Annotated in this window: 22 protein-coding genes and 1 tRNA gene; 7 read left to right on the forward strand and 16 right to left on the reverse strand. The window is 34.3% G+C overall.

The window, feature by feature from the left end; genetic code table 11:
* Window positions 1-259: 259 nt before the first annotated feature.
* From tssH to A9G09_RS00605, 12 genes are all read right to left on the reverse strand, one after another.
* Window positions 260-3016: a type VI secretion system ATPase TssH gene (tssH, locus tag A9G09_RS00555; RefSeq protein WP_065632980.1), complete on the reverse strand. Its 2757-nt coding sequence runs from the start codon at window positions 3014-3016 to the stop codon at window positions 260-262.
* Window positions 3017-3091: 75 nt separating this feature from the next.
* Entirely contained in the window at window positions 3092-3580 is a 489-nt protein-coding gene (locus A9G09_RS00560; RefSeq protein WP_065632981.1) for an Hcp family type VI secretion system effector, read from the reverse strand.
* Between the two features lie 33 nt (window positions 3581-3613).
* The gene (locus A9G09_RS00565) at window positions 3614-5371 is read right to left on the reverse strand and encodes an OmpA family protein (RefSeq protein ID WP_065632982.1); all 1758 of its coding nucleotides are present in this window, start codon (window positions 5369-5371) and stop codon (window positions 3614-3616) included.
* An 11-nt stretch (window positions 5372-5382) separates the two neighbouring features.
* The gene (gene tssL / locus A9G09_RS00570) at window positions 5383-6048 is read right to left on the reverse strand and encodes a type VI secretion system protein TssL, short form (RefSeq protein ID WP_065632983.1); all 666 of its coding nucleotides are present in this window, start codon (window positions 6046-6048) and stop codon (window positions 5383-5385) included.
* Between the two features lie 9 nt (window positions 6049-6057).
* Window positions 6058-7410 (reverse strand): type VI secretion system baseplate subunit TssK, encoded by a 1353-nt coding sequence (tssK, locus tag A9G09_RS00575; protein ID WP_065632984.1) that lies wholly within the window; start codon window positions 7408-7410, stop codon window positions 6058-6060.
* 35 nt (window positions 7411-7445) lie between these two features.
* Entirely contained in the window at window positions 7446-8978 is a 1533-nt protein-coding gene (gene tssC, locus A9G09_RS00580) for a type VI secretion system contractile sheath large subunit (RefSeq protein WP_065632985.1), read from the reverse strand.
* Between the two features lie 77 nt (window positions 8979-9055).
* A complete protein-coding gene (gene tssB, locus A9G09_RS00585; RefSeq protein WP_065632986.1) occupies window positions 9056-9556 on the reverse strand; it encodes a type VI secretion system contractile sheath small subunit in 501 nt (166 codons plus the stop codon).
* A 704-nt stretch (window positions 9557-10260) separates the two neighbouring features.
* Window positions 10261-10800 carry a hypothetical protein gene (locus A9G09_RS00590; RefSeq protein ID WP_141671488.1) on the reverse strand — a complete coding sequence of 180 codons (540 nt, stop codon included), beginning with the start codon at window positions 10798-10800 and terminating at the stop codon, window positions 10261-10263.
* A gap of 30 nt (window positions 10801-10830) precedes the next feature.
* Entirely contained in the window at window positions 10831-12042 is a 1212-nt protein-coding gene (locus A9G09_RS00595) for an MFS transporter (RefSeq protein ID WP_065632988.1), read from the reverse strand.
* 494 nt (window positions 12043-12536) lie between these two features.
* Window positions 12537-13391, reverse strand: coding sequence for a methylated-DNA--[protein]-cysteine S-methyltransferase (locus A9G09_RS13115; protein ID WP_065632989.1), 855 nt, complete (start codon window positions 13389-13391; stop codon window positions 12537-12539).
* A 605-nt stretch (window positions 13392-13996) separates the two neighbouring features.
* Window positions 13997-14119, reverse strand: coding sequence for a DUF1848 family protein (locus tag A9G09_RS13140; RefSeq protein ID WP_081297410.1), 123 nt, complete (start codon window positions 14117-14119; stop codon window positions 13997-13999).
* Window positions 14120-14227: 108 nt separating this feature from the next.
* Window positions 14228-14767, reverse strand: a complete 540-nt coding sequence (locus A9G09_RS00605; RefSeq protein ID WP_065632990.1) for an HPP family protein — start codon at window positions 14765-14767, stop codon at window positions 14228-14230.
* 114 nt (window positions 14768-14881) lie between these two features.
* Between A9G09_RS00605 and A9G09_RS00610 the strand changes: the two genes are divergently transcribed.
* Entirely contained in the window at window positions 14882-15439 is a 558-nt protein-coding gene (locus tag A9G09_RS00610) for a TetR/AcrR family transcriptional regulator (protein ID WP_065632991.1), read from the forward strand.
* Window positions 15440-16079: 640 nt separating this feature from the next.
* On the opposite strand, the gene A9G09_RS00615 is transcribed toward A9G09_RS00610, so the two are convergent.
* On the reverse strand, window positions 16080-16673 hold the full coding sequence (locus A9G09_RS00615) for a glutathione S-transferase family protein (RefSeq protein ID WP_065632992.1): 594 nt from the start codon (window positions 16671-16673) through the stop codon (window positions 16080-16082).
* A 430-nt stretch (window positions 16674-17103) separates the two neighbouring features.
* Window positions 17104-17191, reverse strand: a tRNA-Ser gene (locus A9G09_RS00620).
* A 191-nt stretch (window positions 17192-17382) separates the two neighbouring features.
* On the opposite strand from A9G09_RS00620, the gene A9G09_RS00625 reads away from it, so the two are divergent.
* The 6 genes from A9G09_RS00625 to A9G09_RS00650 are packed head-to-tail and all read left to right on the forward strand — an operon-like array spanning window position 17383 to window position 20905.
* Window positions 17383-17700, forward strand: a complete 318-nt coding sequence (locus tag A9G09_RS00625; protein ID WP_065632993.1) for a TusE/DsrC/DsvC family sulfur relay protein — start codon at window positions 17383-17385, stop codon at window positions 17698-17700.
* A 22-nt stretch (window positions 17701-17722) separates the two neighbouring features.
* Complete coding sequence (gene ftsB, locus A9G09_RS00630) at window positions 17723-18019, forward strand: cell division protein FtsB (RefSeq protein WP_065632994.1); 297 nt, start codon at window positions 17723-17725, stop codon at window positions 18017-18019.
* A gap of 11 nt (window positions 18020-18030) precedes the next feature.
* Window positions 18031-18732, forward strand: a complete 702-nt coding sequence (gene ispD, locus A9G09_RS00635) for a 2-C-methyl-D-erythritol 4-phosphate cytidylyltransferase (RefSeq protein ID WP_081297412.1) — start codon at window positions 18031-18033, stop codon at window positions 18730-18732.
* 8 nt (window positions 18733-18740) lie between these two features.
* Entirely contained in the window at window positions 18741-19226 is a 486-nt protein-coding gene (gene ispF, locus A9G09_RS00640) for a 2-C-methyl-D-erythritol 2,4-cyclodiphosphate synthase (RefSeq protein ID WP_065632996.1), read from the forward strand.
* 22 nt (window positions 19227-19248) lie between these two features.
* On the forward strand, window positions 19249-20271 hold the full coding sequence (truD, locus tag A9G09_RS00645) for a tRNA pseudouridine(13) synthase TruD (RefSeq protein WP_065632997.1): 1023 nt from the start codon (window positions 19249-19251) through the stop codon (window positions 20269-20271).
* Between the two features lie 4 nt (window positions 20272-20275).
* Window positions 20276-20905 carry a protein-L-isoaspartate(D-aspartate) O-methyltransferase gene (locus A9G09_RS00650; protein WP_065632998.1) on the forward strand — a complete coding sequence of 210 codons (630 nt, stop codon included), beginning with the start codon at window positions 20276-20278 and terminating at the stop codon, window positions 20903-20905.
* 233 nt (window positions 20906-21138) lie between these two features.
* On the opposite strand, the gene pnuC is transcribed toward A9G09_RS00650, so the two are convergent.
* Window positions 21139-21828: a nicotinamide riboside transporter PnuC gene (pnuC, locus tag A9G09_RS00655; protein ID WP_065632999.1), complete on the reverse strand. Its 690-nt coding sequence runs from the start codon at window positions 21826-21828 to the stop codon at window positions 21139-21141.
* A gap of 2 nt (window positions 21829-21830) precedes the next feature.
* Complete coding sequence (gene nadR / locus A9G09_RS00660; RefSeq protein WP_065633000.1) at window positions 21831-23066, reverse strand: multifunctional transcriptional regulator/nicotinamide-nucleotide adenylyltransferase/ribosylnicotinamide kinase NadR; 1236 nt, start codon at window positions 23064-23066, stop codon at window positions 21831-21833.
* Window positions 23067-23171 lie beyond the last annotated feature (105 nt).

Here is a 23171-nt window from a genome sequence, read left to right on the forward strand (position 1 = left end):
TATTTTTTATATTACGTTTGCAATTGTTTTAATAATTTTATATCTAAAGATAATAACTTGATAAATAAACTACTGTTTAACAGTAGCCGATCAATCCTTAGTAAAGGGCGCGGTTCAATATTATCGAATTTGATCCCGCTATCTTTAATAAACCAAACACACCATAATCTCTTCAAACTGCTGCAAAAATTTAGATACTTTTTTGTTAAGTTTATTCCTCAATGTCGTTTATAAAGGGTTGATATGCTATATTCAGATGTCACTTTTCAAGTTTAGTGTTCCGTACTTTTCTCGGTTTTCGTTTTTGATTTTGCTGTTTAGCCCACTCAAGTATAATGCCGTCATTTTCATCAAAATCGAGAATTAGTGTTTGCGTTGTTTCTTTATGGTTAATATTTTGTAACAGTAAGCTTGAAACTACGGGTAAAATTTGTTGATTCAAAATACTGTCGATATTTCTGGCTCCGGTATCTGGGAGTAAACACGCGGCAACTAATTGGTCGTAGAGCTGTTTGCCAACATTAAAATCAATTTTGTAATGTTTTTGTAATCGAGACGCGACTTTGTTCAACTTCATTTCCACAATATGCCGTAAGGCATTGTCGCTTAGTGGGGTGTAAATAACGGTCTGGAAACGGGCAAGTAGTGCCGGTTGAAAGTGTTCTCGAATAATTGGGCGCAATAATTCATGTTGGGTAGCAACATCTGCTTGAGGCATTTGTTCAAAAAGTGTCATCAATTCATCACTGCCTAAATTCGATGTCATTAAAATTAGTGTGTTGCGGAAATCAATTTCGCGGCCTTCACCATCGCGCATAAAGCCACGATCAAAAACTTGATAAAATAGGTTTAGTACATCACGGTGTGCTTTTTCCACTTCATCCAATAAAACAACACTATAAGGACGCTTTCTGACGGCTTCTGTTAATATGCCGCCTTGACCATACCCAACATAACCCGGCGGTGATCCTTTTAGCTGTGATACTGTGTGAGATTCTTGATACTCAGACATATTGATAGTAATTAGCGATTGTTCACCACCAAATAATGTATCAGCTAATGCTAAAGCCGTTTCTGTTTTACCAACTCCTGATGGTCCAACCAGTAAAAATACGCCCATTGGTGCTTCTTCTGACGTGAGTCCGGTTTTAGCTGCGCGAATTCGCTTGGCAATTTCATGCAAGGCATTATCTTGACCAACTACACGTGAACGCAGATCGTCTTCAAGAGTTAGTAAATGGCTTTGTTCATCTTTTAATAAACTTTCTAAAGGCACGCCGGTCCAATCGGCAATAACAGAAGATACGGTGCGACTATCAACATCGAGTGATAATAATGGTGTGGTACCTTGTAGCTTTGTTAACTCTTTTTGAGTATCAAGTAGTTGTTTACGTAATTTTTTATCGGCTTTAGGTGTTAATTGTTTGCGTAATTCAATTAATTTTTCAACTAATTCTTTTTCTTTTTGAAACTGGGTTTGCTCGTCAGTTAATTGTTGTGTTAATTGTTTTAATTGGTTATCGATTTCGGTTATATGCTCTGTTGATGTCGTTTCACCAAGCAAAGCATCGGCTTCAATCGCTTGTTTTTCAATAGTGAGTGCATCAATTTTAGCTTCAATTATTGTTATTGATTCAGGAATGGTATCAAGTCCCATTCTAACTCGCGCCGAGGCAGTATCTAATAGATCGACAGCTTTATCTGGCAATTGTCGGCCACTAATATAGCGTCGAGATAGCAACACTGCTGTTTTAACTGCTTCATCAAGAATGTGAACGCCGTGATGTTTTGCATAACGTGATTTTAGTCCGCGTAACATAAGGTTTGCTTTTTCATCATTCGGTTCATCGACTTTAACCATTTGGAACCGACGTTCAAGTGCAGCATCTTTTTCAAAGTATTGTTTGTATTCTGACCATGTTGTGGCAGCAATAGTCCTAAGTTCACCTCTGGCTAACGCAGGTTTTAATAAGTTAGCCGCATCTGCACCACCAGCAGAATTTCCAGCCCCGATAATCGTATGTGCTTCGTCAATAAACAGTAATATTGGAGTTGGCGATTGCTGAACCGCGTCAATCACATTTTTCAGTCGTTGTTCAAATTCACCTTTAACACCAGCACCTGCTTGTAATAATCCGAGGTCTAGCGTAAGTATACTGACATCTTTTAGATTATTGGGTACATTACCTTCTGCAATACGTAATGCTAATCCTTCGACTAATGCAGTTTTCCCAACCCCCGGTTCACCTACTAAAATTGGATTATTTTTACGGCGTCGAGATAAAATATCTACCATTTGACGAATCTCGTCATCACGACCAAATACGGGATCAATTTTACCTGTTTTGGCTTTTTCGGTGACATTTTCAGTAAAACGACTAAGGGCTGCTTGTTGATGGTTTTGTTTATTTTTTGTATTTAAAACAGATGGTTGTGGTGTTTTAGTTTCTGTCGTGTTTTCGTTGGTATTGGTTTGCAAGGCCCCATCTAATTGATCTTCTGTATGAGTGAGCTCTTCAGCAGAATAGCGATATTGATTACTTGGATTTTCATCAGACATTTCATCTAACATTGCACGCATTTTGTGTAATGAAATAGCTGATAAACTTAATAATTGCCATGCATTTTGTGCTTTCAAACAATGAGGTGTTTTTTGCAGTGCTTGCAAAATATGCACGGAACGAATCATGTCTTCGTTATCTTCTAATGAAGCTTGTAACCATGCTGATTGTAATATGGCAATCAACGATGATGATAAACTGGGTTTTTCATTAATTGTATGGGGTAATGCATCTAGATAACTGAGTAAACCTTGCCAAATGCTATCCATGTCGAGTTGATAATGCCTTGCAATAACCGTAATATCTCCTGAACCTTGTTCTAATAATTTTAATAACCAATGTTCTAAAGTAATTTCAGTATGTGCGCGTGTTTGGCATAATCCCGCGGCTGCTTCAAGAGCCTTTGCACAATAGGGATTTAGTCGTCTTAATAACACAGAAGGATCAGCAATCATGAATATTCCTTTTATTCTTTTAATAATAACCAATAATGGTTGATCCTATTAATAACAGGATCAACCGATGCGACATTAGCCTCGGCTTTCAACCCAACTGTCAGAGTGGATTATATTGCCATCTTTGTAAGTCCAAGTTATTTTTTCATAACGTAGTTCAACACGTTCTAAGTGATTGTATTGCTCTTTAGTTGGATCTTTAATGTTATGCATTTCAGGTTTAATCGATACCACTTTTACACCATCCATTAATGTATTAAAGTATTCGACTTCTTGTCCTGCATCATTAATTTTGTACCATTTAATTTCAACAGATTTTAAGTTTTGACCAGTGGTCACTGCTTTATAAAGGTAAGGTGATGAAGCATCGACTTCTTTCACAAATTCTAGTGGTTTGTGTACGCGAGTTCCGGTCAATTTTCCAGTATTACCATCAGTAGGTATGTAAACTTTATGATCAAATTCAACCACTTCTACACTACCTTCACGTCCGACTACCGTTACAGAACCTTTTATTTCTGCACCACCGTCATCTTTTAGAAACATATATGCTGGGACTGCCATTGTATTTACTCCTTTTGTTTTTGTTACTGATTTTTATTTATGGTTCGTTAAAATGCAATTTGACACTTGAGGAATTAAACTAATTTCTACACGCCTATTTTTGGCACGATGTTCAGGGGTATCATTATCCACTAACGGTTTTTTAGCCCCATATCCTTGTATTGCAAAACACGTTTCTGGAATATCACTGGTTTTGATAATCCAGTTTCTTACCGCAACAGCTCGTTCAAGCGATAGCGTTAAGTTTTTATTTTCATCACCTGTCGAATCGGTATGACCGGTAATTAAAATAAGCCAGCCTGTTCCTTGATTAGCATTAATCTGGTTTTTCATTTCCATTAAAGCGTTAATCAATATTTTACTTGAGTCTGGTTTTAGGTTTGATTGACCCACTTCGAAGAGTGATAAACTATCCAAACGAATCACTGGTGGTTCTTTGACTACCACTTCAGTTTCTTTGACAATAATTTTTTCAGGCTCAGGTGGTTTGGCCACATAATCACTCATTGTGATATTTAATGGTTCGATAAGTCGTAAACCTTGATAAAGCCCCATACCTAAACGGACAGGCTCACCTTGTGCAAGGTATTGATTTAGGATTGCTCTATCATTTTTTAATTGTTCAAGTGCTTGGCGTTTTTCATCATAAGAGTCCATAGGAATTAACTGGTAATGATGAATATCATTCTGAACTTGCTCGGCAAGTTTGAGGTTGTTCCAAAACGATGCACCCAAACAGCCCATTCCAAAAAGGGATGTGATAATGACTAAACCGCAAATCATTGTACAAATTGGCGAAAATGGGTATGCAATTGGCATAAACTTAACTAACGCATCAGGAGGACTGATGATCTCTTGTATTTTATGTGTATTAGGAAGTGATAAGGTGGTCAAACTTTCCCACAATTTTTGGATAACGTTATCGCTAGTAATAGATTGATTAGTAGGATAAATAGCCATCCCTGTTGGTACACATTTGGTAATAGGCTGTTTTGAATCTGTTAGTGTACTTAATACGACATGTTCAATCCAAGACTGGGTTTCGAGCAAGAAAGGTCTAAGTCGTAATCGACGTTCTCGTTCGTCAGACGAAATTTTGATGTCATTTACCCAGTTATCAATTGGTGATAAATAACGATCAAGTAAGTATAAGCGCTCATTAACTAATTGAAACCAGTAAATTGGTAATGGATTTTGTTCATCATAAATTAAATCATTAAAACCAACATGTGTAGATATATAGACAGGTAATTGATATTTTGCAATGCGGCATGTGTCAACCCAAGATTGACGAAATGCTTGTAATTTTGCAATCAATAATCCTTGTTTATCTTCTAATTCAGGTGCAATAGCTAAAAATATACCAACTCGACCTAACATGTCAGGCCATTTTGAGATTAATGAATCATAGACAATTGGTAGATGTGAAAACTCTTCAACATAAATCCAAACCGCTTCAGATGAGACTAAAACATTTGATTCAGCTAATGATAAATCATTAGGGAAAAAATCCTTCGCGGCACTACCTGTTACCAATAAAATTGGTAAACGATAACGTTGTCTTGCTGGCAATAAATCCAGTTTTTGAGTTAAAAATTGGATATTGGCTGTTGATGAAGCAAGTATTTGTCGGTATCGCTTTAGTCGCCATAAAAGTCCACCCGCAATCACTATAATTACAATAGTTCCAATTATTTTCCAACCAATGGTTATGGGTAAAAAAACAAACAGTAACAATAGGCTCAATATGACTGCGTAAATAATCTGGATACGCTTAGGGTAATCGCTCATAAAACTCCCTTTTAACCGACAATTTGTTGAATCAATGTATCGAGTCGATAATTTAATACAAAATATAGCGCTACGACGGCAACTATCGATAATCCAGTGCAAGATAATAAGACTGTCTTTCGCCCCCAATAACGATGAGTTTGTGTTTGTTCAATTATTGGATGTGATTGCTCTGGTTCATATTCACGCAAAGCTTCGCGCAAGGCTAAAATGAGATGTTCTCGTTCCATTTGCGGTTTATCAAGATAACGACCTTGAAAGCCTAATCCTAATACACGATCAAAACAACTTAACACTAAAAAGTCTTTTTTATCTGCTTTTAATCGTGCACGAACTTTGTCAAATAAGTCATTGCCGGCATTATGAGTATTAAAAAAGATAACTTGTAATGGTGCACCTAACCATTCATCGTAATCTTGATTTTTAGGATTATCGCGATCACAAAGCAAGACTGTTTCATCTAATAATGCACACAATGCATAGCTGATATCATCAATCACGTCTTTACTGTATTGAGCGTTAAACAATTTTTCCCTAACGGCCATTACTTGTTGTTTACAAAGTTCATATAATTTGTGACCAGATGGGATATCTGCTTTAGCTTTCAGTTGTACCACCACTAAGATTGAATCTCTTAGCAATTCATCAATAACCACTTTTTGAGGTTCTATACTCATATTGTTTTCCTAAGATCGCAAAACCGCGAACAGTTCCATTGAAATATCAGGCATCGCCCTTGGGACATAAAATTCGCAACATCGGGTTAGCAACATATTTTTTGCCGCTTGGTTTGAAAGATCCAATGCAAAATATTGATTTTCTAAACGCATCGGTATTGCCGCAGGTACATGACTTAGTGCTTTTATAGGTATACCCGACAGAGCTGAATGTATAATTTGTCTTACATCATCAGGTGCGCCTGCTTTACATAAAATAGGAAATTGCGATTGCAATTGATGACCCGGCATACTTGAACGAACAGAAAGATAAAAATCCGCATCTTCAACAAGGCGAGAATCATTTAAGCGGCCAGTCCACAGCGTATCTTTGTCATGAACTAGGTCAATTTTGATCACGCGAGATGGTAGACTTTCTTCTAACAAGTTGCGGACTAACCCAAAAAGCGGCGGAAAGACTTCATTAAGTGTTGCATGTTGGTAAGCTGGTATATCATCAACGTCATTCGCTAATGAAAATGTTAGTAAAGCACCTGTTAGTGCAGTTAGCGTTTGATAAAGATTTTCCGGATGAATAGTTGGATTATCCCGTAAGAACTTAAGTTGTGGTTCAAAAGTGTTTAATGCATTTAAGAGCCAAAATAAAGAGACATCAGCAATTGCAAATTCAGCCATTTGCTGATTACGTTCATGACGCATACCCATTAAGCGCTGGCGTTTTGCTTGTATTTGAACACAGAGCAGTTCTAACTCTTTTAATAGTGCGCCACTTTGAGTGAAGAGATTCATAAGTGGTGGAATATAGTCAAAGTCTAGAACAAATCGACCATTTAAATCACGCTTTAACTTAGCAATTGGGCAGGTTAGGTAATCACTATGATCTTCAAAGTCGAATAGAAACGTTAAAGCATAACGTTCTACAGCAATGGTTTCAGCATTTTGACCAAATAAGTCAGTTACTTCAATCCATTCTTGTCGATAACGTAAAGGTCGCTCAAGGCGCTGATTATCTTGTAAACAGTTGCCCCCGTTTGCTTGTAGTAAAGCAATACCGACCAAAACAGTAACCTCTTCAAGCTCGACAGGGATTTCTGTATTGAGTGATCTAATTTCCGGTAATTTATCTGCAATATCGGTATTAATGACCACGCCATCAGGAAAACGGATACTAATAGATTCAGCCATGAGGCGATCAGCTGTTAGCGCTTGCGTATCTATAGTCAGCTTTTCAATTCCCCACGGATTAGCCACCGACATGGCGGCTAATTTTTGTGATGAAAATTGATTCCACAATGCCTGTTGTTGGAATTGTTGAGGTGTCAAAAAGACACCTTCATTCCATAAAGGACGAAAAATTTTCATGTATCGTAACACTCCCAGTATTTATATGAATGATATTACGCTTTGGCTTTAGGCATTTGTGATACCATTGACAAATTAATATCCATTCCTTCAATCTGGAAATGAGGAATTAAAAATGTTTTAACACGGAAAAATCCTGGGTTATCTTCAATATCCTCAACCATTACTTTCGCTTCTCGTAATGGATGTGCTGCTTGAACTTCATCGCTTGGATCGGTCATTTCGGTAACAAGATTACTAATCCATTTATTTAATTCGAGCTCTAACACACGACGATCTTTTGTTGCACCGATATTTTCACGTTGAATGACTTTCAAATAGTGTGCAATGCGTGATAATAAGAAAATATAAGGCAAACGCGCATTGATACGGCTATTTGCTGTGGCTTCTTTTGTATCATAAAGTGCAGGTTTTTGTGTTGAATTAGCTGAGAAGAAGCATGCATAATCTCTATTTTTATAGAAAGATAGAGGAATAAAACCTAAATTTGCGAATTCAAACTCACGTGTCTCAGGAATGAGAACTTCTGTTGGAATTTTAACTTGATTACCTGTTCCTAAATCATAAAGATGGATAGGTAGGTCTTCAACTAGTCCACCAGCTTGAGGGCCACGAATTTGAACACACCAGCCATTGCGTATAAAACTTTGTACCATATTAGCTGCAAAAGCATACGAAGCATTAGCCCATAAGTAACGGTTATGTTCAAGACCTTTAACGTCTTCAATATAGTTGAAACTGCGTACGGGCACAGTATCAGGTCCGTAAGGTAGACGTGCAAGTACTCTTGGTAATGTTAATCCTACATAACGAGAATCATCAGTATCACGGAAACTATTCCATTTGGTGTACTCTGCACGATCAAAATAGTTGGCGATGTCTTTTATCGCTGCGACCTCTTCCATCGTTTCTTTACCAAAGAATTTAGGTCCTACTGAACCGATAAATGGCATATGTGCTGCTGCTGAAACTTTTGAAATGTTACGTAATAAAGCAATATCTTGTGGATTACGATCAAATTCATAATTTGAAATTGTTACACCAATTGGTTCACCACCTGGTGTATCATATTCCTGAATATAGGTATGTCGATAAAAACCGGTTTGGATAATTTCAGGGGCATCTTCAAAATCTTGACGTAGTTCTTCTTTGGATACATCTAATAATTCAATTTTCACATTACGACGAAAATCGGTACGGTTTACTAGAAATTTTAATCCACGCCAAGTTGCTTCAATTTCTTGAAATGTCTCATTATGCATAATAGCATCAAGTTGGCGGCTCAATTTTTGATCTATTTGGCTAATATGATAATCTAATAAATGTTTATCGAGTTTTTCAATTTTTTGAGAAGAATTTTGAATCAGTTTAAGAAGGATATTAACAGCTATAGTAACTCGTTCATCTTGTGAAGATTCTGACAACACGTCATTATCTTCATATTTATCAATTTCGCTCGCTTTTTCAATTGGATTTAAATTAATTTTGTTGAATAAAGATTGATAAACACTACCGTTATCTTCTAATGCTACTTTATTTGCATTGTTTTGTTCTTTTTGTACAGTCATCATTTTTTCCTTACATTCGTATCAAACACAGTATTCCTTTTTAGAAAGTTTCTAAATAGAGTTATTAATAAACCTATCTATTTAGTACTTTCAGCTACAATGGCCTCTAATTCAGCGCGAAGCTCATCGGATAACTGTTCATCTTTCACGATTTTTTCTAGCTCATAACGAAATGTAGCGTTATCTAACAAATTGGATTTCAAATCTCTTAACAAATTGCGCATCGCCAATAACGAGCGTAATTGTGGGATTTTTTTTGCAATTTGTTCAGGCGAGAAATCATTCATAGATTCAAATGCGAGATTAATGCTGATATCACTTCCATCGTCAGCAAGTGTATTCGGAACACTAATTGTGGCTTCAGGTCGGAAATCTTTCAGCACGGCGTCAAAATTATTTTTATTAATTGAGACTTTTTCTTTTTCAGATAATGGACGTTTGTCTTTGCCCCGACCATAATCGCCAATAGATAATACCTTTAGCGGTAATTCAACTTTCTTTTTAGCACCACCAGTGTGGAGATCTAAATGAATATTTACGCGAGCAGGAGGGACTTCATTTTGATAACTATTTGACATATGTTTTCCTTTTTCTTCCTTAATTAAATTTGAATATTTACTAAAGCAAAATAGATAATTTTTATGTAAAAGTAATTTTTTCTCCATAGCCCACAGTTTATTATTTTAATAAAACATCCTGTACGAATCAGTGGTTTGATTAAGTTGATTAAACACTAAATCTATAATAACTTTCACAAATTTATATTTTTTATAACCAACATCTTAAACAATGTTTAGTAATTTGCCAAGCTGTTTTGATTATCAAAACCATGTATTTTATAAAATGTGATGATATGTGAAATTTAGACAGATTTTTAGTTACTTATTTGCATATTTGGTTTAAATTAATCTAGATGTATGGAGGAGGATTTCAATATTAGTCAAATTATTGTATCAATAATCAAAATTGGTTTTCATTTTGTGTTGATGATGAAATAAATGATCGTTTGTTACGAGCAGCATGGCGACCATCTAACTCCACGCAATTTACCCATTGTTTATTTCCTATTATTTATTATTTTATAATTAATAATATTTGTATTCGCAAGCAACATTAATCTTTAATACTGTTAAAAAATACCTAATACCGCCAATTTTTTAAATCTCGTTACTCCCTTTGATGTAAAAAAATCCATTATGAATTATAATTCCGTTTACAATATGCCACTCTTTGGCGCCGGTTTCCTTGGAAAAATACGCTTTATAACGTCCTTCTTTTTCGCTTAAAAGCTCTTACATTTTTTTTCATATAATTCTTTGATAAAAGGCATATTGGCTTTTAACCAATCTTCAGGCAAATTTTCGATGGTAAATTCAAAATAGACTGGTTTTATTTTTCTTCCAGAAATATAAGTTATTTCATCGTCATGAGTAGACATATCCTCATATGAATTTTTAAGGCTCTGCACAACAATTCGACCAAAACAAAAAACATCAGTTGATGATTGACGGTGAAGATGCTGTTGCCCAAAAGGGGTTAAACTGTAACGATAAATAGGTTTGCCATCATCTTCACCGGTAGGCTCTTCGCTAAATAACCCCATTTGGCTAAAAGTGTGTAATGATTGATTTAAACGGTTATTACCTATGATGTCAAGTGCATCAGTATATGGCGGAAAGGTATTTATTGATGTATAAGGATAAACCCCGTCTCCACTAAAAGATAGACAAAATCCCTTATCACCATTAGGGTTAGAAGCATCAAACTCTTGCTGAATTTTCTCTTTAAAATGAGAAAAGTCACACTTGGAACAATATTTCACATAACAACACATTTTCAACCTTTTTTAACATTATTTCTCTGCATCTGATAATTTTTTTAAGTTGGCTGGTTTTGAGAAAAGAATAATTGCTAACTGAATAAAAAAACCGATAAAAACAGCGAAAATGCAATTAGTTACACCAAAATTTGCACTTATGTATATACCTAAAGCAGCGCCTAAAGGCCGGGCACCAAAAGTAACCGTCATGATCACTGAAGATATTTTCGCTATCATATTATTAGGCGTAACTAACTGCCTTAGCGAGACTGTAGATATGGTCCATATGATGGGTCCAAATCCAAAACAGAAAAAAGATATAAAAACCAATTCTTTGACAGGATATATGGTAGTTAAAAGCATTAATATTGAAGCTACAAAAGCTGATATAGGCCCTAAAGTCAGTTGGCATCCAAAATTTATTCTTGTAGATATAAACTTGTATAGAACGGATCCCAAAAACATTCCTAAACCGATTAGGCTTAATAATATTCCGACTTCAAATGAAGTAAAGGAGAGATTATTGATAGTATAGTAAGCAAATATTGATAATAACAAATTAAATGATAAATTAAAGACAAAAGCTGTTATCGTTATAGGTCTTAAATATTTATTTTTAAGTAAAAAAATAAAACCATCACATAGTTCTTGAATTATGTTTCTTTCTGATTTTTTTTGTACAGGCTCCTTGGGTAAACATATTAGAAAAAAGGCACTGATGATTGAAAGTAAAAAAGCCAATATGAATGCTAATCCTCCTGAATAAATGCCAGCAAGAATACCACCGAATGCTGGACCGGCAGTAAAAGCCACACTTTTGGCAATTTCTATTGATCTATTGGCATTAATTAACTGATCTTTTATGACAAAAGATGCGACTAAAGCGGGACTTGCTACACTGTAAATAACAGTACCAATTGCTATAAAAAAACCGAATAATGCAATTTTATTTATTGTCAGATTCCCTAAAAATGTCAAATAAAACAATATAAATATGGCTGCTGCACGAACAATTTCCATTATGATCATCAATTTCTTTCTAGATACTCTATCTGCAAGTATTCCCATTGGAATCGATAATAATAGAAAAGGTAACGTATTTATCATTTGTATAAATGCTGTTTCAGACGCTGAAGCATGTATAGATAGTACTGCTATAATCGGCAGCACAGCTATTATTATTTGTTCAGAGAATTGCGCACATAAATTGGAATAAGAAATCTTATGAATTAGTAATTTGTCCATGTTGTTATTTTCCTCATACTGACACTTCATAGTTATATTTGCATTTTCTCAATCTTACTAACAATCCGAATCTTGCTAAAATATTAACCTTTTGTTTTATATTTGATAAATTTAGTTCATTGACACTTCTTGAAAAAAGATTCTATAGTCGCTATTTATTTTTATGAATAATAGGAAATGTTAACCAAAAATAGTTATATGGATATTTATGTTGGATTTAGATTAGGACAATATATATGTTACATTGCTCGTGAATTAGATGTTTTACACAACAGTGACAAGATGATAATCATTTGATTGTTAATAATTTTATAAAATATTATTTTTTTCATGAGTATAGCGTCGCCATAAAGTTTATTTTTTCCAAAATACCTCTCATATCTATTGTACTTTTCAGTCTTGCAATTTAGCTTTCCGTGGATTTTTTATATAACCATTAAACTTTATTAGCCTGCCTTTATTTTTTTGCTAATTCTCAACGATGTTCTTTTTGGTTATTCCCTCCGTTCAAGATCTAGTTTAACACCTTCCCAACCGATCATGGCTGCTTTGCGGTCACTACCCCAATGGTATTGCCCTAATAATCCTGTTGATTTTATAACTCTATGACAAGGAATTAAGAAAGCCACTGGGTTATCACCAATAGCAGAGCCAACCGCACGACTCGCTTTGGGATTATGTATCTTGTTTGCTATGTTGCTATAAGTTGAAAGTTTTCCCATAGGGATGGATAACAAAGCCTGCCACACCTTAAGTTGAAAATCCGTACCTTTAATATGCAGCTTTATTTTAGCTAGTTTTGACCAGTCTTGCGTAAATACGAAGATTACATTTTGTTGAATCTGGTCAGTACATTGTCGATATTGCGCATTAGGATATAACGCTTTCAATGATTGAAGTGATGACTGTTCATCCTCAACAAAAGCAAGATAACAAATTCCTTTTGTTGTTGATGCAATGATGGTTTCACCAAAAGGGCTTTCAATAAAACTATAATTAATTGATAAGTTTTCACCATCATTTTTATATTCTCCCGGCGTCATACCTTCAATATCAATGAACAGATCATGCAACCTGCTGGTACTCGACAAACCTAATTCATAGGTGGCATCCAATAATGAGACATTTTCTTCTTTTAGAAGATTTTTAGCGTGAGTAATACTGATATATCTTAGAAATTGTTTAGGGCTCACTCCAGCCCAATTAGAAAACATACGCTGGAAATGATAAGGGCTTAAATGTACATGTTCTGCGGCCTGTTCGAGCGTTGGTTGAAATTTATAATTTTCATTCAAATATCCAATGGCTTTTTTTATTCGATCAAAATCTCTCTGTTTTTGTTTATTCACTTTGAATATTCCTTTTCTGCAAACCAATGAAGTTATGGGTGATAGGCACCCTACAGTATCATTAATAAATTGTGCCATATTTTTCTGAGATACAGGTCTAATAAACACTAAAGAAATATCAAACTTTATCAATTTCCTAACAAAAGTATTTTCTCGGTCAAGTCTTCAATGAAGAGAGATAAACGTTATATCTTTCTACTCATTGCCTATTTGAAAATTATCGAATTTGTCTTTGCTCTGGTAATAACGAGCGATGTTTAGTAAAGATAGGCGTATAAATCTTTATTTGCTCTAGCTGCAATTACCATTCCTAAGTTATCTTTTATACATGTTGTTTGAATTTTTTTAGTATTTGACCGTTGATTAGTTTTATTAACCAATACAGTATATTTACCTGTTGATAACTTATTTATGTTTTTCTCTATGATACGTATTGATGATAAACAAAATCAGAACGATTAAAAACCCGAATCTTGCTATTAAAATAACTCATTTAGTAAATTAAATTACGGCTGATCTGGTTTATCTTTAATCGTGTCTGTTTTAAGAAAAAAACCGACTAATTTGGATGAGAATTTATTATGTTGGCGTCTATTAGCGACTATTCATCCCTTTGATATGGTTGCATAATGGTATACAAATCCAAAAGAGCAGGTGTCATATGTGTCAATATCAATAGATTGTATACATTGACAAGTTAATCGTTGGTTATTATCTTGCTTTACCAATTATAAGCGCTCGGTTATCTTTTCTAGGTGTCTTTTATCGATACAAGATCCATAATATATATTGCATATCGATAGGTTACTTCCTTAGTACATTTAAAGGTATTTTAATTACTTCTCCTTTTTATTATTAAAAAATGCTAACCAATAAATTGGCCACTGGTTTTTAGATAGTAGATTGTTAATAACATAGGCTATGATTACTAGGGAAATAGAGCCCGAGAGCACGGGAAACAATAAAAAGCTGAAATCGTAATTAACCTGACTTGCTGTTAACAGTATAACCAACGGATTAGCACCTGCAGGTGGATGTACACATCTTAAGAATTGCATTGCTGCAATAGCACAACCCACCGCTAAAGCAGTAATAAAAATTGAATCACCAAATAATTTTAAAAATACTAGACCAATAAATGCTGATATAAGATGCCCAAAAATTACATTCCTTGGTTGTGCAAGAGGAGACTGAGAAACAGCAAATAAGATGACACATGAAGCGCCAAACGGGGCCATAATAAAATAGCTACCAGAATAGATAGTCAGATATTCCAGAGTTAAAATTGCCAAAGTTCCGCCTAACAGTCCTTGAAATAAATCAAGTAATTTAGGTCTATTAGGTAGTTTTTCACTACCCCAAAAAAAGAATTTCATTAATAGTTTTCCTTGTAAGTTATAATGTATGAATAGATAATATGAACAGATCTGTACACCAATCTGATAATAGTACAGATCTGTTCACTCTGCAATTTATTTAGGTGATTTATTTTGAAAAAAACAGATGAATTAATTATTAAGACGGCAGAAAAACTGTTTTATCGGACTGGTTTTTCAAGTGTAGGGGTAGATGATATTAGGGATATATCAGGATGCTCAAAAACGACTTTATACAATCACTTTGGAAGCAAAGATAAACTTATAATGGAAGTATTGAAACATAGAGACTTAATATTTTGTTCAAAACTTGATGATTCTATTAAAGGACTTAATGGTAAAAATGCGATTTTAGGAATATTCAAATGGCATAAAAAATGGTTTTCCGAAGTCGATTATAATGGCTGTTTATTCATGCGTGCAGTGGAGGAAATGCGAGAAACCTTACCTTGCGTATCAGATATACTCATGGTGCATAAAGAATTTGTTAGAAGCCTAATTTATTCAAAACTTGAAGAGTATTCCGATAAAGCGTCTTTGGCAAATACACTGATGGTGATTCTTGAAGGATTGATTAATATTAATGTAGTGTATAAAAATGATAAGAATCTTAATGATCAGATTGAACAAGATACCATTAATTTAGTATCAGCGCTGTTGAATAGGCATTAAATATACAAATATTGTATTGGTAAAGTTTAATTGAATCATTTTAAGGTTATTCGTTTTTTATTTATAAAAATCTAGTATTTTGGAGGAGATAATAAATCTAAAGGTTACAATATATTCTAAGGGATATTTTTGAAGGAAAGCTGTTTATTAAAACTTGAATTGAGACTAATTGAACAATCTTTAGAAAAAATGGTAGAAGCACAGAAAAAGAATTATAATTTAACTAATTGATTTTGTATAAATTAATCATAGTTCACCTTTTGTGTAAATCTTTGTTTTACCTTTGGAGCTACTTCTGAAAAACTGGATTGTTTTAAACTAGTATGGACTAAAATAATATGATGTACAGTCAAAGTTAAAGCTAAGTTTTTTGGTGAAATACTTACTAAGTTTATTAATAATGATGTTGTTGATAAAATTTACTTATCTTCATTTGTATAATTATATTAAGAATGAGTTAACTTTACAGTACTGCTTAATAACGTATTGATAAATTTGTCCCAAATCAGTCAATTGGTAACGGTAAAGTAGTGGTTCACGACTTACTTGCTCATGGCTTAACAAATCCAATTCAGTAAAGAGGGTTCAGTCAAAAAAAACGCCATGAAGCGGTTAATCAAAAACGTAAAATAAATGAGAATTAATTATCATTTATTTTATGAGCTTTCAAAAATGCCGGTCTACTCGTCGCTTTTTGAAGATAGTTTTCAAGTTTTTTGTCCAACATAATGCCAAATGCTTTTGCAAACATTAATCGATGAGATAAAAAGATATCTGCTAACGTAAAGGTATCACCAATGAGCCATGCATTTGTTTCTTTTAGTTCTATCCTAGACAAAACATCAATGGTTTGTTTTTTAAAGTAATCGATAAATTCTGGCCATTGCTTATCTTTAGGAGTAAACAGTATCTGTTTAGCAAGGCAAGAAAGTGGCGTTTCTAAGTCAGTAATCGAAAAACTGATTAAAGAATTGATAATAGCTTTTTCTTGTAAATTCGCAGGGTATAACGTATTTTGTCTCTTTTCACAAATATAAAGGCATATGGCCAACGTTTCACTTAATGAAAAACTCCCTTCCGTTAAAAATGGTACTTTACCAAAAGGATGAGGTGATTTGACGACCGCATTATCTGTGTGTATTTCAACCCGGATTGCTTCATAAGGAAGACCTATTTCTTCCAAAGCCCAGATAACAGCCAAAGATCGTGCTCCAGGTGCTGTGTATATTTTCAAGCTTAATCTCCTTTTAATAAATCAAATAATCGGTATTGCGTAAAGGCAAGCATCCATTTTTGGTTTAAGTGATCATTTCCTATTGCGACTCTAGATAATCACCTTATTTGATGACAGATTGTATAGTAGTTGCTGGATAAAATAAAATCTTTACTGTTACTTTATTTACTTTTTATCTGAAGACAGATGTAAAACTGAATAAATATTTTCTGTATCGTCTATTGTCTATTGGTTTATGCTCAAAAACAGTGAAATGTGGTTAATTTCTATTTAGCTGGATTAAGACTTATATTCGTTTTTATTTATAATAATCTAATGTTTTGGAGGAGTAATAAATTTAAGGGTTACAGTATATTCTAAGGGATATTTTTTAAGTAAAGCTGTTTATTAAAACTTGAATTGCGACTAATTGAACAATCTTTAGGAAAGATGGCGGAAGCGCAGAGATTCGAACTCTGGGAGGGTCGCCCCTCGCCGGTTTTCAAGACCGGTGCTTTCAACCGCTCAGCCACACTTCCGCAATGGCTGTGAATATTAAAGGAGACTTATGAATTTGTAAATAGCTATTTTCAATTTTTTCATCGTTTGCTTTAAATTTCATCAAATTTGCGGTCAATATTCGTGTTATGATGCTTTTACCATCAAAATAGTGCCATCATTTCTTTAAATGAGTATAATATGATTCAAATAAAACAGCGTGTTTATAAAAATGTTAAGTCAAATACCAACCGATGATAAAGGTTATCTAAAAAATTGGCAGGATTGGACTGTTGATTTAGTTCCACTCTTAGCAGCTAAAGAGTCCATTGAATTAACTGATGCGCATTGGGAAGTGATTTTATTTGTTCGTGATTTTTATTTAGAATATAAAACTTCGCCAGCTATTCGAGCATTAGTCAAAGCTATGGAAAAAAAATTTGGCACTGAAAAAGGCAATAGTCGCTATTTGTATAAGTTATTTCCTGATGGTCCGGCAAAACAGGCAACTAAACTTGCTGGTTTACCGAAACCAGTTAAATGTATCTAAATTTAGTGGTTAGATAAAACTCATGATTAGATGGAAAGTCCCATTAATTTTATTAGCTGTACTTAGCTATTTGCAATACTCATTGTGGTATGGCAAAAATAATGTTTATGATTATCAAGATAATGTTCAAATATTGGCAGATCTTCATGAACAAAATGCGCAATTGAAAGACCGTAATGAACAGATGTTTGCCGAAATTAATGATTTGCAGCGTGGTTCGGAAGCGATAGAAGAGCGAGCGCGTAGCCATTTAGGTATGGTCAAGCCCAATGAATATTTTTATCGAATTATTGTTGATTCAAAAACACAACATCGTTAAGGCATAATGCAGTGAATAGGAATTGTAATATTACGGCCATTGTTCCAGCGGCAGGAATAGGTTGTCGAATGCGTAGCCAATTACCAAAACAATATTTAAAAATTGGCTCCATGACGGTTATCGAGCACACCTTAAATAAGTTATTATCACATCCAAAAATAGCACAAATTATCGTTGTTATTAGCCCAGAAGATGTGATATTTAACACACTTGCTATTGCTGCGCATGATAAAATAAAAATCACGATAGGCGGTAAAACTCGTGCCGAGTCTGTCTTGGCTGGTTTACATTTGTTGCAAGATGATGATTGGGCTTTAGTGCATGATGCAGCTAGGCCTTGCGTTCATCATGACGATATTACGCATTTAATTAATATTGTGTTAGATTCACAGAAAGGTGGCATTTTAGCCACTCGCGTCAGTGATACGATAAAGCGTGCCTATCAAGACAATGATAAAATGATTGAACGTTCAGAAGATAGAACACATTTATGGGCAGCTGCAACCCCTCAATTATTTACAGCTAAAGTACTCAAATCATGTTTACTCAATGCGTTGAATAATCATGTAACTATCACCGATGAAGCTTCTGCTATTGAGTATTGTGGAGGACATCCTCTATTAGTTGAGTGTCGCCGAGACAATATAAAAATTACTCAACCTGAGGATTTAGCATTAGCCACTTTTTATTTAACTCATTCAATTTCAAAGTAGGTACTAGTATGAGAATAGGGCATGGATTTGATGTTCATAAATTTGGCGGTGAAGGGCCAATTACTCTTGCCGGCGTGAAAATTCCTTATCAATATGGTCTGATAGCTCATTCCGATGGCGATGTTGTATTACATGCTATTACTGATGCTTTAATCGGCGCATTAGCATTAGGTGATATTGGCAAGTTTTTTCCTGATAACGATCCGCAATACTTAGGTATAGATAGTCGTATATTATTAAAAAAAGTTTATAGCACAATACAAGCTAAGGGGTATCAACTGGTTAATTTAGATACCACAATAATTGCACAGGAACCAAAAATGCGCCCCCATATTGATCAAATGCGGATTAATATCGCCGAGGATCTGAATGTTCATTTTGATCAAATTAGTGTCAAAGCAACAACCACTGAACAATTGGGTTTTACTGGACGTAAAGAAGGTATTGCTTGTGAAGCAGTAGTGTTATTAACTAAAATAGTTAAAGACAATTAAATTAAAAAAATAGGTAGTATCTGTGTTAGCTGAACTAAATTATTTTTATGGAAAACCCACCACAATCGGCCAGTATAAACAAAAATTTGAAGATTTTGTTGTTACAGAAGATCTTGGTTTTGAGTTGACCAACGATGGTGAACATGTTTTTGTTTTTTTGGAAAAACGCGATTGCAATACAATTTTTGTTGCCGAGCAGTTGGCAAAATATGTCGGTATTTCGGCTAAATTTGTGAGTTATGCAGGGTTAAAAGATCGTCAAGCTGTCACTCAACAGTGGTTTAGTTTACATATGCCAGGTCAAGCTACGCCTGATTTTTCGAATTTTAATTTAGATGGATGTAAAATACTAAAAGTAACTCGCCATAATAAGAAATTAAAAATAGGCGCATTAAAAGGCAACTATTTTAATATCAACCTAACATCATTAAGCGATAAATCCGAAATTGAATCAAAATTAGCTTTGATTAAACAATTTGGTGTACCAAATTATTTTGGTGAACAACGTTTTGGTCGTGAGCAAAATAATGTTATTCAAGCAATAAAATGGGCTAATGGTGAAATATCTGTTACTGATCGTAAAAAGCGTAGCTTTTATCTTTCCGCTGCTCGAAGTGCAATTTTTAATAATATTGTCAGCCAACGAATTGCACAGAATTTGCATCAAACAGTGCTTGATGGTGATATATTACAGCTTGCTGGTCGTGGCAGTTGGTTTGTTGCCCAAGCTGAAGAGTTACCCTCTTTACAACAACGTGTACATCAAGGTGAAATCAATATAACAGCACCTATGGTTGGTGATTCGCCATTAGGGACAACATCTGTCGCTTTAGAATTTGAGCAATCTTGTTTACAAATTTGGTCTAATTTTAACTCATTATTTGCCAAAGAGCGCGTTGAAACAGCAAGACGTTCGATAGTCGTTTATCCATCACAATTGAGTTGGCAATGGTTAGATGATAATAATGTTAATTTGAAATTCTATTTACCATCAGGTTGTTATGCAACAAGCGTGATACGTGAATTGATAATAGGAAGTGAGTAAATACATGCAAAGTTTAAAAATGCAATCTTTAATTAAATTGTTGCGTCAGCAAGGAATCAAAGATGAGCGTGTCTTAACAGCGTTTGCTGCTATTCCTAGGGAGCATTTTGTTGATGAGGCGCTTTCTCATCAGGCTTATGATAATCGGTCTTTACCTATTGGTAGTGGGCAAACTATTTCACAACCTTACATTGTCGCCAAAATGACAGAATTATTGAAACTAGAACCTCATTCAAGAGTACTTGAAATTGGAACAGGTTCGGGTTATCAAACGGCGATATTAGCTAAGTTAGTTGATCATGTTTGTTCTGTAGAAAGGATTAAAAGTTTACAATGGAATACTAAACGGCGTTTAAAACAGTTAGATATTCACAATATTTCAACTCGTCATGGAAATGGTTGGTTAGGTTGGCCTGAACGAGGTCCTTTTGATGGTATTATTGTTACGGCTGCTGCATCTGAGGTGCCTAGTAAATTACTCGAACAATTAGCCGATAAAGGTCGATTGGTTATACCGGTAGGTAATGAACATAAACAAATTTTGCAGGTTATTGAACGAGACGGTGATAATTTTATTGTCAATACTGTTGGTGATGTTAAGTTTGTTCCGTTAGTAAAAGGTGATATTGAATAATAAAAGCCATCAAATTGATTGATGGCTTTTATTTTAATGCATTTAGATTTTATTCTAGGCCTTTCTTATTTGTGGCGATCTTAAGTTAGTTTGGTAATTGTTACGTATTACGTTTTATACTAACTATATAATCTATATTTTATAGATTCTTATTTGGGCGTTTTACTTTTTTTAGTATCCTTTTATTCTAAAACGCACAATTGAACTTCTATACCTGACTCTAACGCAACAATTTACTGTTTTTGTTCAGAATTTTTCCATTCACAAATTCCATAAATAGCATTGAACAAATAAATCAGATATTGAGTTGCAATGATAATATTATTGGTATAAATATTTAAACCAATAACCAAGACATTTAAAATCACCCACAAATACCAATTGAATGAATATCTCATCATTAGTAAAAGTTGAGCGACCACACCTAATCCAAAAATAAAACAGTTTGTGATAAGTTGATATATAGTATTATCTACGCCAATAGCATTAGTTAAATAGACATTAAAAAAAACAGCTATAATCAGAAAAATGAGGGTATATAAAAAAGCTTGCTCACTAAGTGATCGGACTTTGACATGTTGATGACTATCCAGGTTTTTTTGCCAAGTGATTAACCCATAAACATGTGAACCAAAATAGTAAAAAGTAGGCAAGCCTGCACCAATATTGCCACCAAGAAAGTTAGCACAACACTCAGCGACTACGGCTAGCATTCCTAGCACATTCCCTAAGTTTTTGCGTTTAGCTAATAAGATTACACATAACAATCCACAAAATGCACCAGCATACGATACGGCATAACGTAAATTGAAGTTATTAAATGGATCTGTATATAAAAAAGCTAAGGTGACACAAAGTACACAGAAGTAAGGATAAAATCGATTACGTCCTATAGTGATAATAAAATTGGCTAATTTATTCATGATTAAGACTCTTCATCGTTAATAAGTTGATTGACTAGTTCAATACAGCGTAAATATCGTTCATCATAGTCAGGTGAATCGATTTGAACATAACTAATATGGTTTTTTTCTAATAATGAGATAAGTAGTTGCTGGAAGTCCTTTCGCTGTTTTGGGCTACCTAAACTACGTAATCCATCAGCAACCCAAGGCGTGTTATTACCCAATAAAATAACCAGATCAAATCGATAGTTATTGATCATGGCCTGTAAAAATGGATGCTCTTTACCTTCATATTTTTTGCAAAATGCTTGCGTAGTAATAAAATCAGTATCAATAAACGATACTTTATTGGCATGTTTGATTGCAAAATCGATATATTGTGCATGTCCTAAAGCAATTTTATCGTAATCAGCATATTGTAATGCTCGTTCATCACCACCAAGTTGAGAAAATACATAATCACGACCATATTCCCAAGCACTAGTGGTATTAAACATATTGGCTAACTTATTGACTAATGTCGATTTACCGCTTGATTCACCACCAAGAATAGCGACAGTTCGTACAAAAAACGGTCTAACTTCAGTTGGAATATATTGCCAATTTTTTAAAGGCGCTTGGCGAATTTGTGTTCCACTAACTTGCATAAATCGGCGTGTAGGATCAATAAGCACTGTATCTAAATCGAATAAATCTTTATACATCGCTACATCTTGTGGTTCACTGGAATAGACACAACTAGGATTAATGCCTTTTTCCTTAAATAACTTTTTAACGCGATCACTCCATTCATTCCAACCATTTGGATATGAAGGAATACCATCTTCTTCTAAAAGCTCAATATGGATATTTTTTTGATATTTAAACGTTTGTAATAACCAACGAATCCTATCGTTAATTGTTGGTTGGCGTGACATTGCGCTTTGTTTAAATAGCGCCATATCTCGCATCGTATCGGAACAAAGAATCACATAAAGTTCGTCAACTTGGCTAATAGCTCGTTGAATAAGATAAATATGGCCAGTATGTAGTGGATAAAACTTTCCAAAAATAACCCCTACTTTTTTATGTTTACAATTGGGATCAATTTGCAAATAGTGATGGAGTGATTGTAACTTTTGAGCACTAGGATTTTTGATTTTATCATTAATTAGTTGGCTCAAATAACCTTTGGTCATTTGGCAGGCATCAGCAACTGTTTGTAACGATAAATTTTTGCGTTTTATGGCTGTTTTCAAATAACTAAAACCATTCATATCGCCTCCTTACCTTTTGTTTTTTATTTGTAACAAAATGTACATTATTTTTAATAATTGTTCAATATATTAAACAATTAAAATAATTTTGCCTAATTAAGTTAA

The organism is Gilliamella sp. wkB292 (assembly GCF_001690235.1).
GTDB classification, from domain to species: domain Bacteria; phylum Pseudomonadota; class Gammaproteobacteria; order Enterobacterales; family Orbaceae; genus Gilliamella; species Gilliamella apicola_F.

What these genes read in the sequence shown, in the direction of transcription:
- tssH (WP_065632980.1), bottom strand. Translation starts at nt 3,016, where the DNA reads ATGATTGCTGATCCTTCTGTGTTATTAAGACGACTAAATCCCTATTGT.
- A9G09_RS00560 (WP_065632981.1), bottom strand. Translation starts at nt 3,580, where the DNA reads ATGGCAGTCCCAGCATATATGTTTCTAAAAGATGACGGTGGTGCAGAA.
- A9G09_RS00565 (WP_065632982.1), bottom strand. Translation starts at nt 5,371, where the DNA reads ATGAGCGATTACCCTAAGCGTATCCAGATTATTTACGCAGTCATATTG.
- tssL (WP_065632983.1), bottom strand. Translation starts at nt 6,048, where the DNA reads ATGAGTATAGAACCTCAAAAAGTGGTTATTGATGAATTGCTAAGAGAT.
- tssK (WP_065632984.1), bottom strand. Translation starts at nt 7,410, where the DNA reads ATGAAAATTTTTCGTCCTTTATGGAATGAAGGTGTCTTTTTGACACCT.
- tssC (WP_065632985.1), bottom strand. Translation starts at nt 8,978, where the DNA reads ATGACTGTACAAAAAGAACAAAACAATGCAAATAAAGTAGCATTAGAA.
- tssB (WP_065632986.1), bottom strand. Translation starts at nt 9,556, where the DNA reads ATGTCAAATAGTTATCAAAATGAAGTCCCTCCTGCTCGCGTAAATATT.
- A9G09_RS00595 (WP_065632988.1), bottom strand. Translation starts at nt 12,042, where the DNA reads ATGGACAAATTACTAATTCATAAGATTTCTTATTCCAATTTATGTGCG.
- A9G09_RS00605 (WP_065632990.1), bottom strand. Translation starts at nt 14,767, where the DNA reads ATGAAATTCTTTTTTTGGGGTAGTGAAAAACTACCTAATAGACCTAAA.
- A9G09_RS00625 (WP_065632993.1), top strand. Translation starts at nt 17,383, where the DNA reads ATGTTAAGTCAAATACCAACCGATGATAAAGGTTATCTAAAAAATTGG.
- ftsB (WP_065632994.1), top strand. Translation starts at nt 17,723, where the DNA reads ATGATTAGATGGAAAGTCCCATTAATTTTATTAGCTGTACTTAGCTAT.
- ispF (WP_065632996.1), top strand. Translation starts at nt 18,741, where the DNA reads ATGAGAATAGGGCATGGATTTGATGTTCATAAATTTGGCGGTGAAGGG.
- A9G09_RS00650 (WP_065632998.1), top strand. Translation starts at nt 20,276, where the DNA reads ATGCAAAGTTTAAAAATGCAATCTTTAATTAAATTGTTGCGTCAGCAA.
- pnuC (WP_065632999.1), bottom strand. Translation starts at nt 21,828, where the DNA reads ATGAATAAATTAGCCAATTTTATTATCACTATAGGACGTAATCGATTT.
- nadR (WP_065633000.1), bottom strand. Translation starts at nt 23,066, where the DNA reads ATGAATGGTTTTAGTTATTTGAAAACAGCCATAAAACGCAAAAATTTA.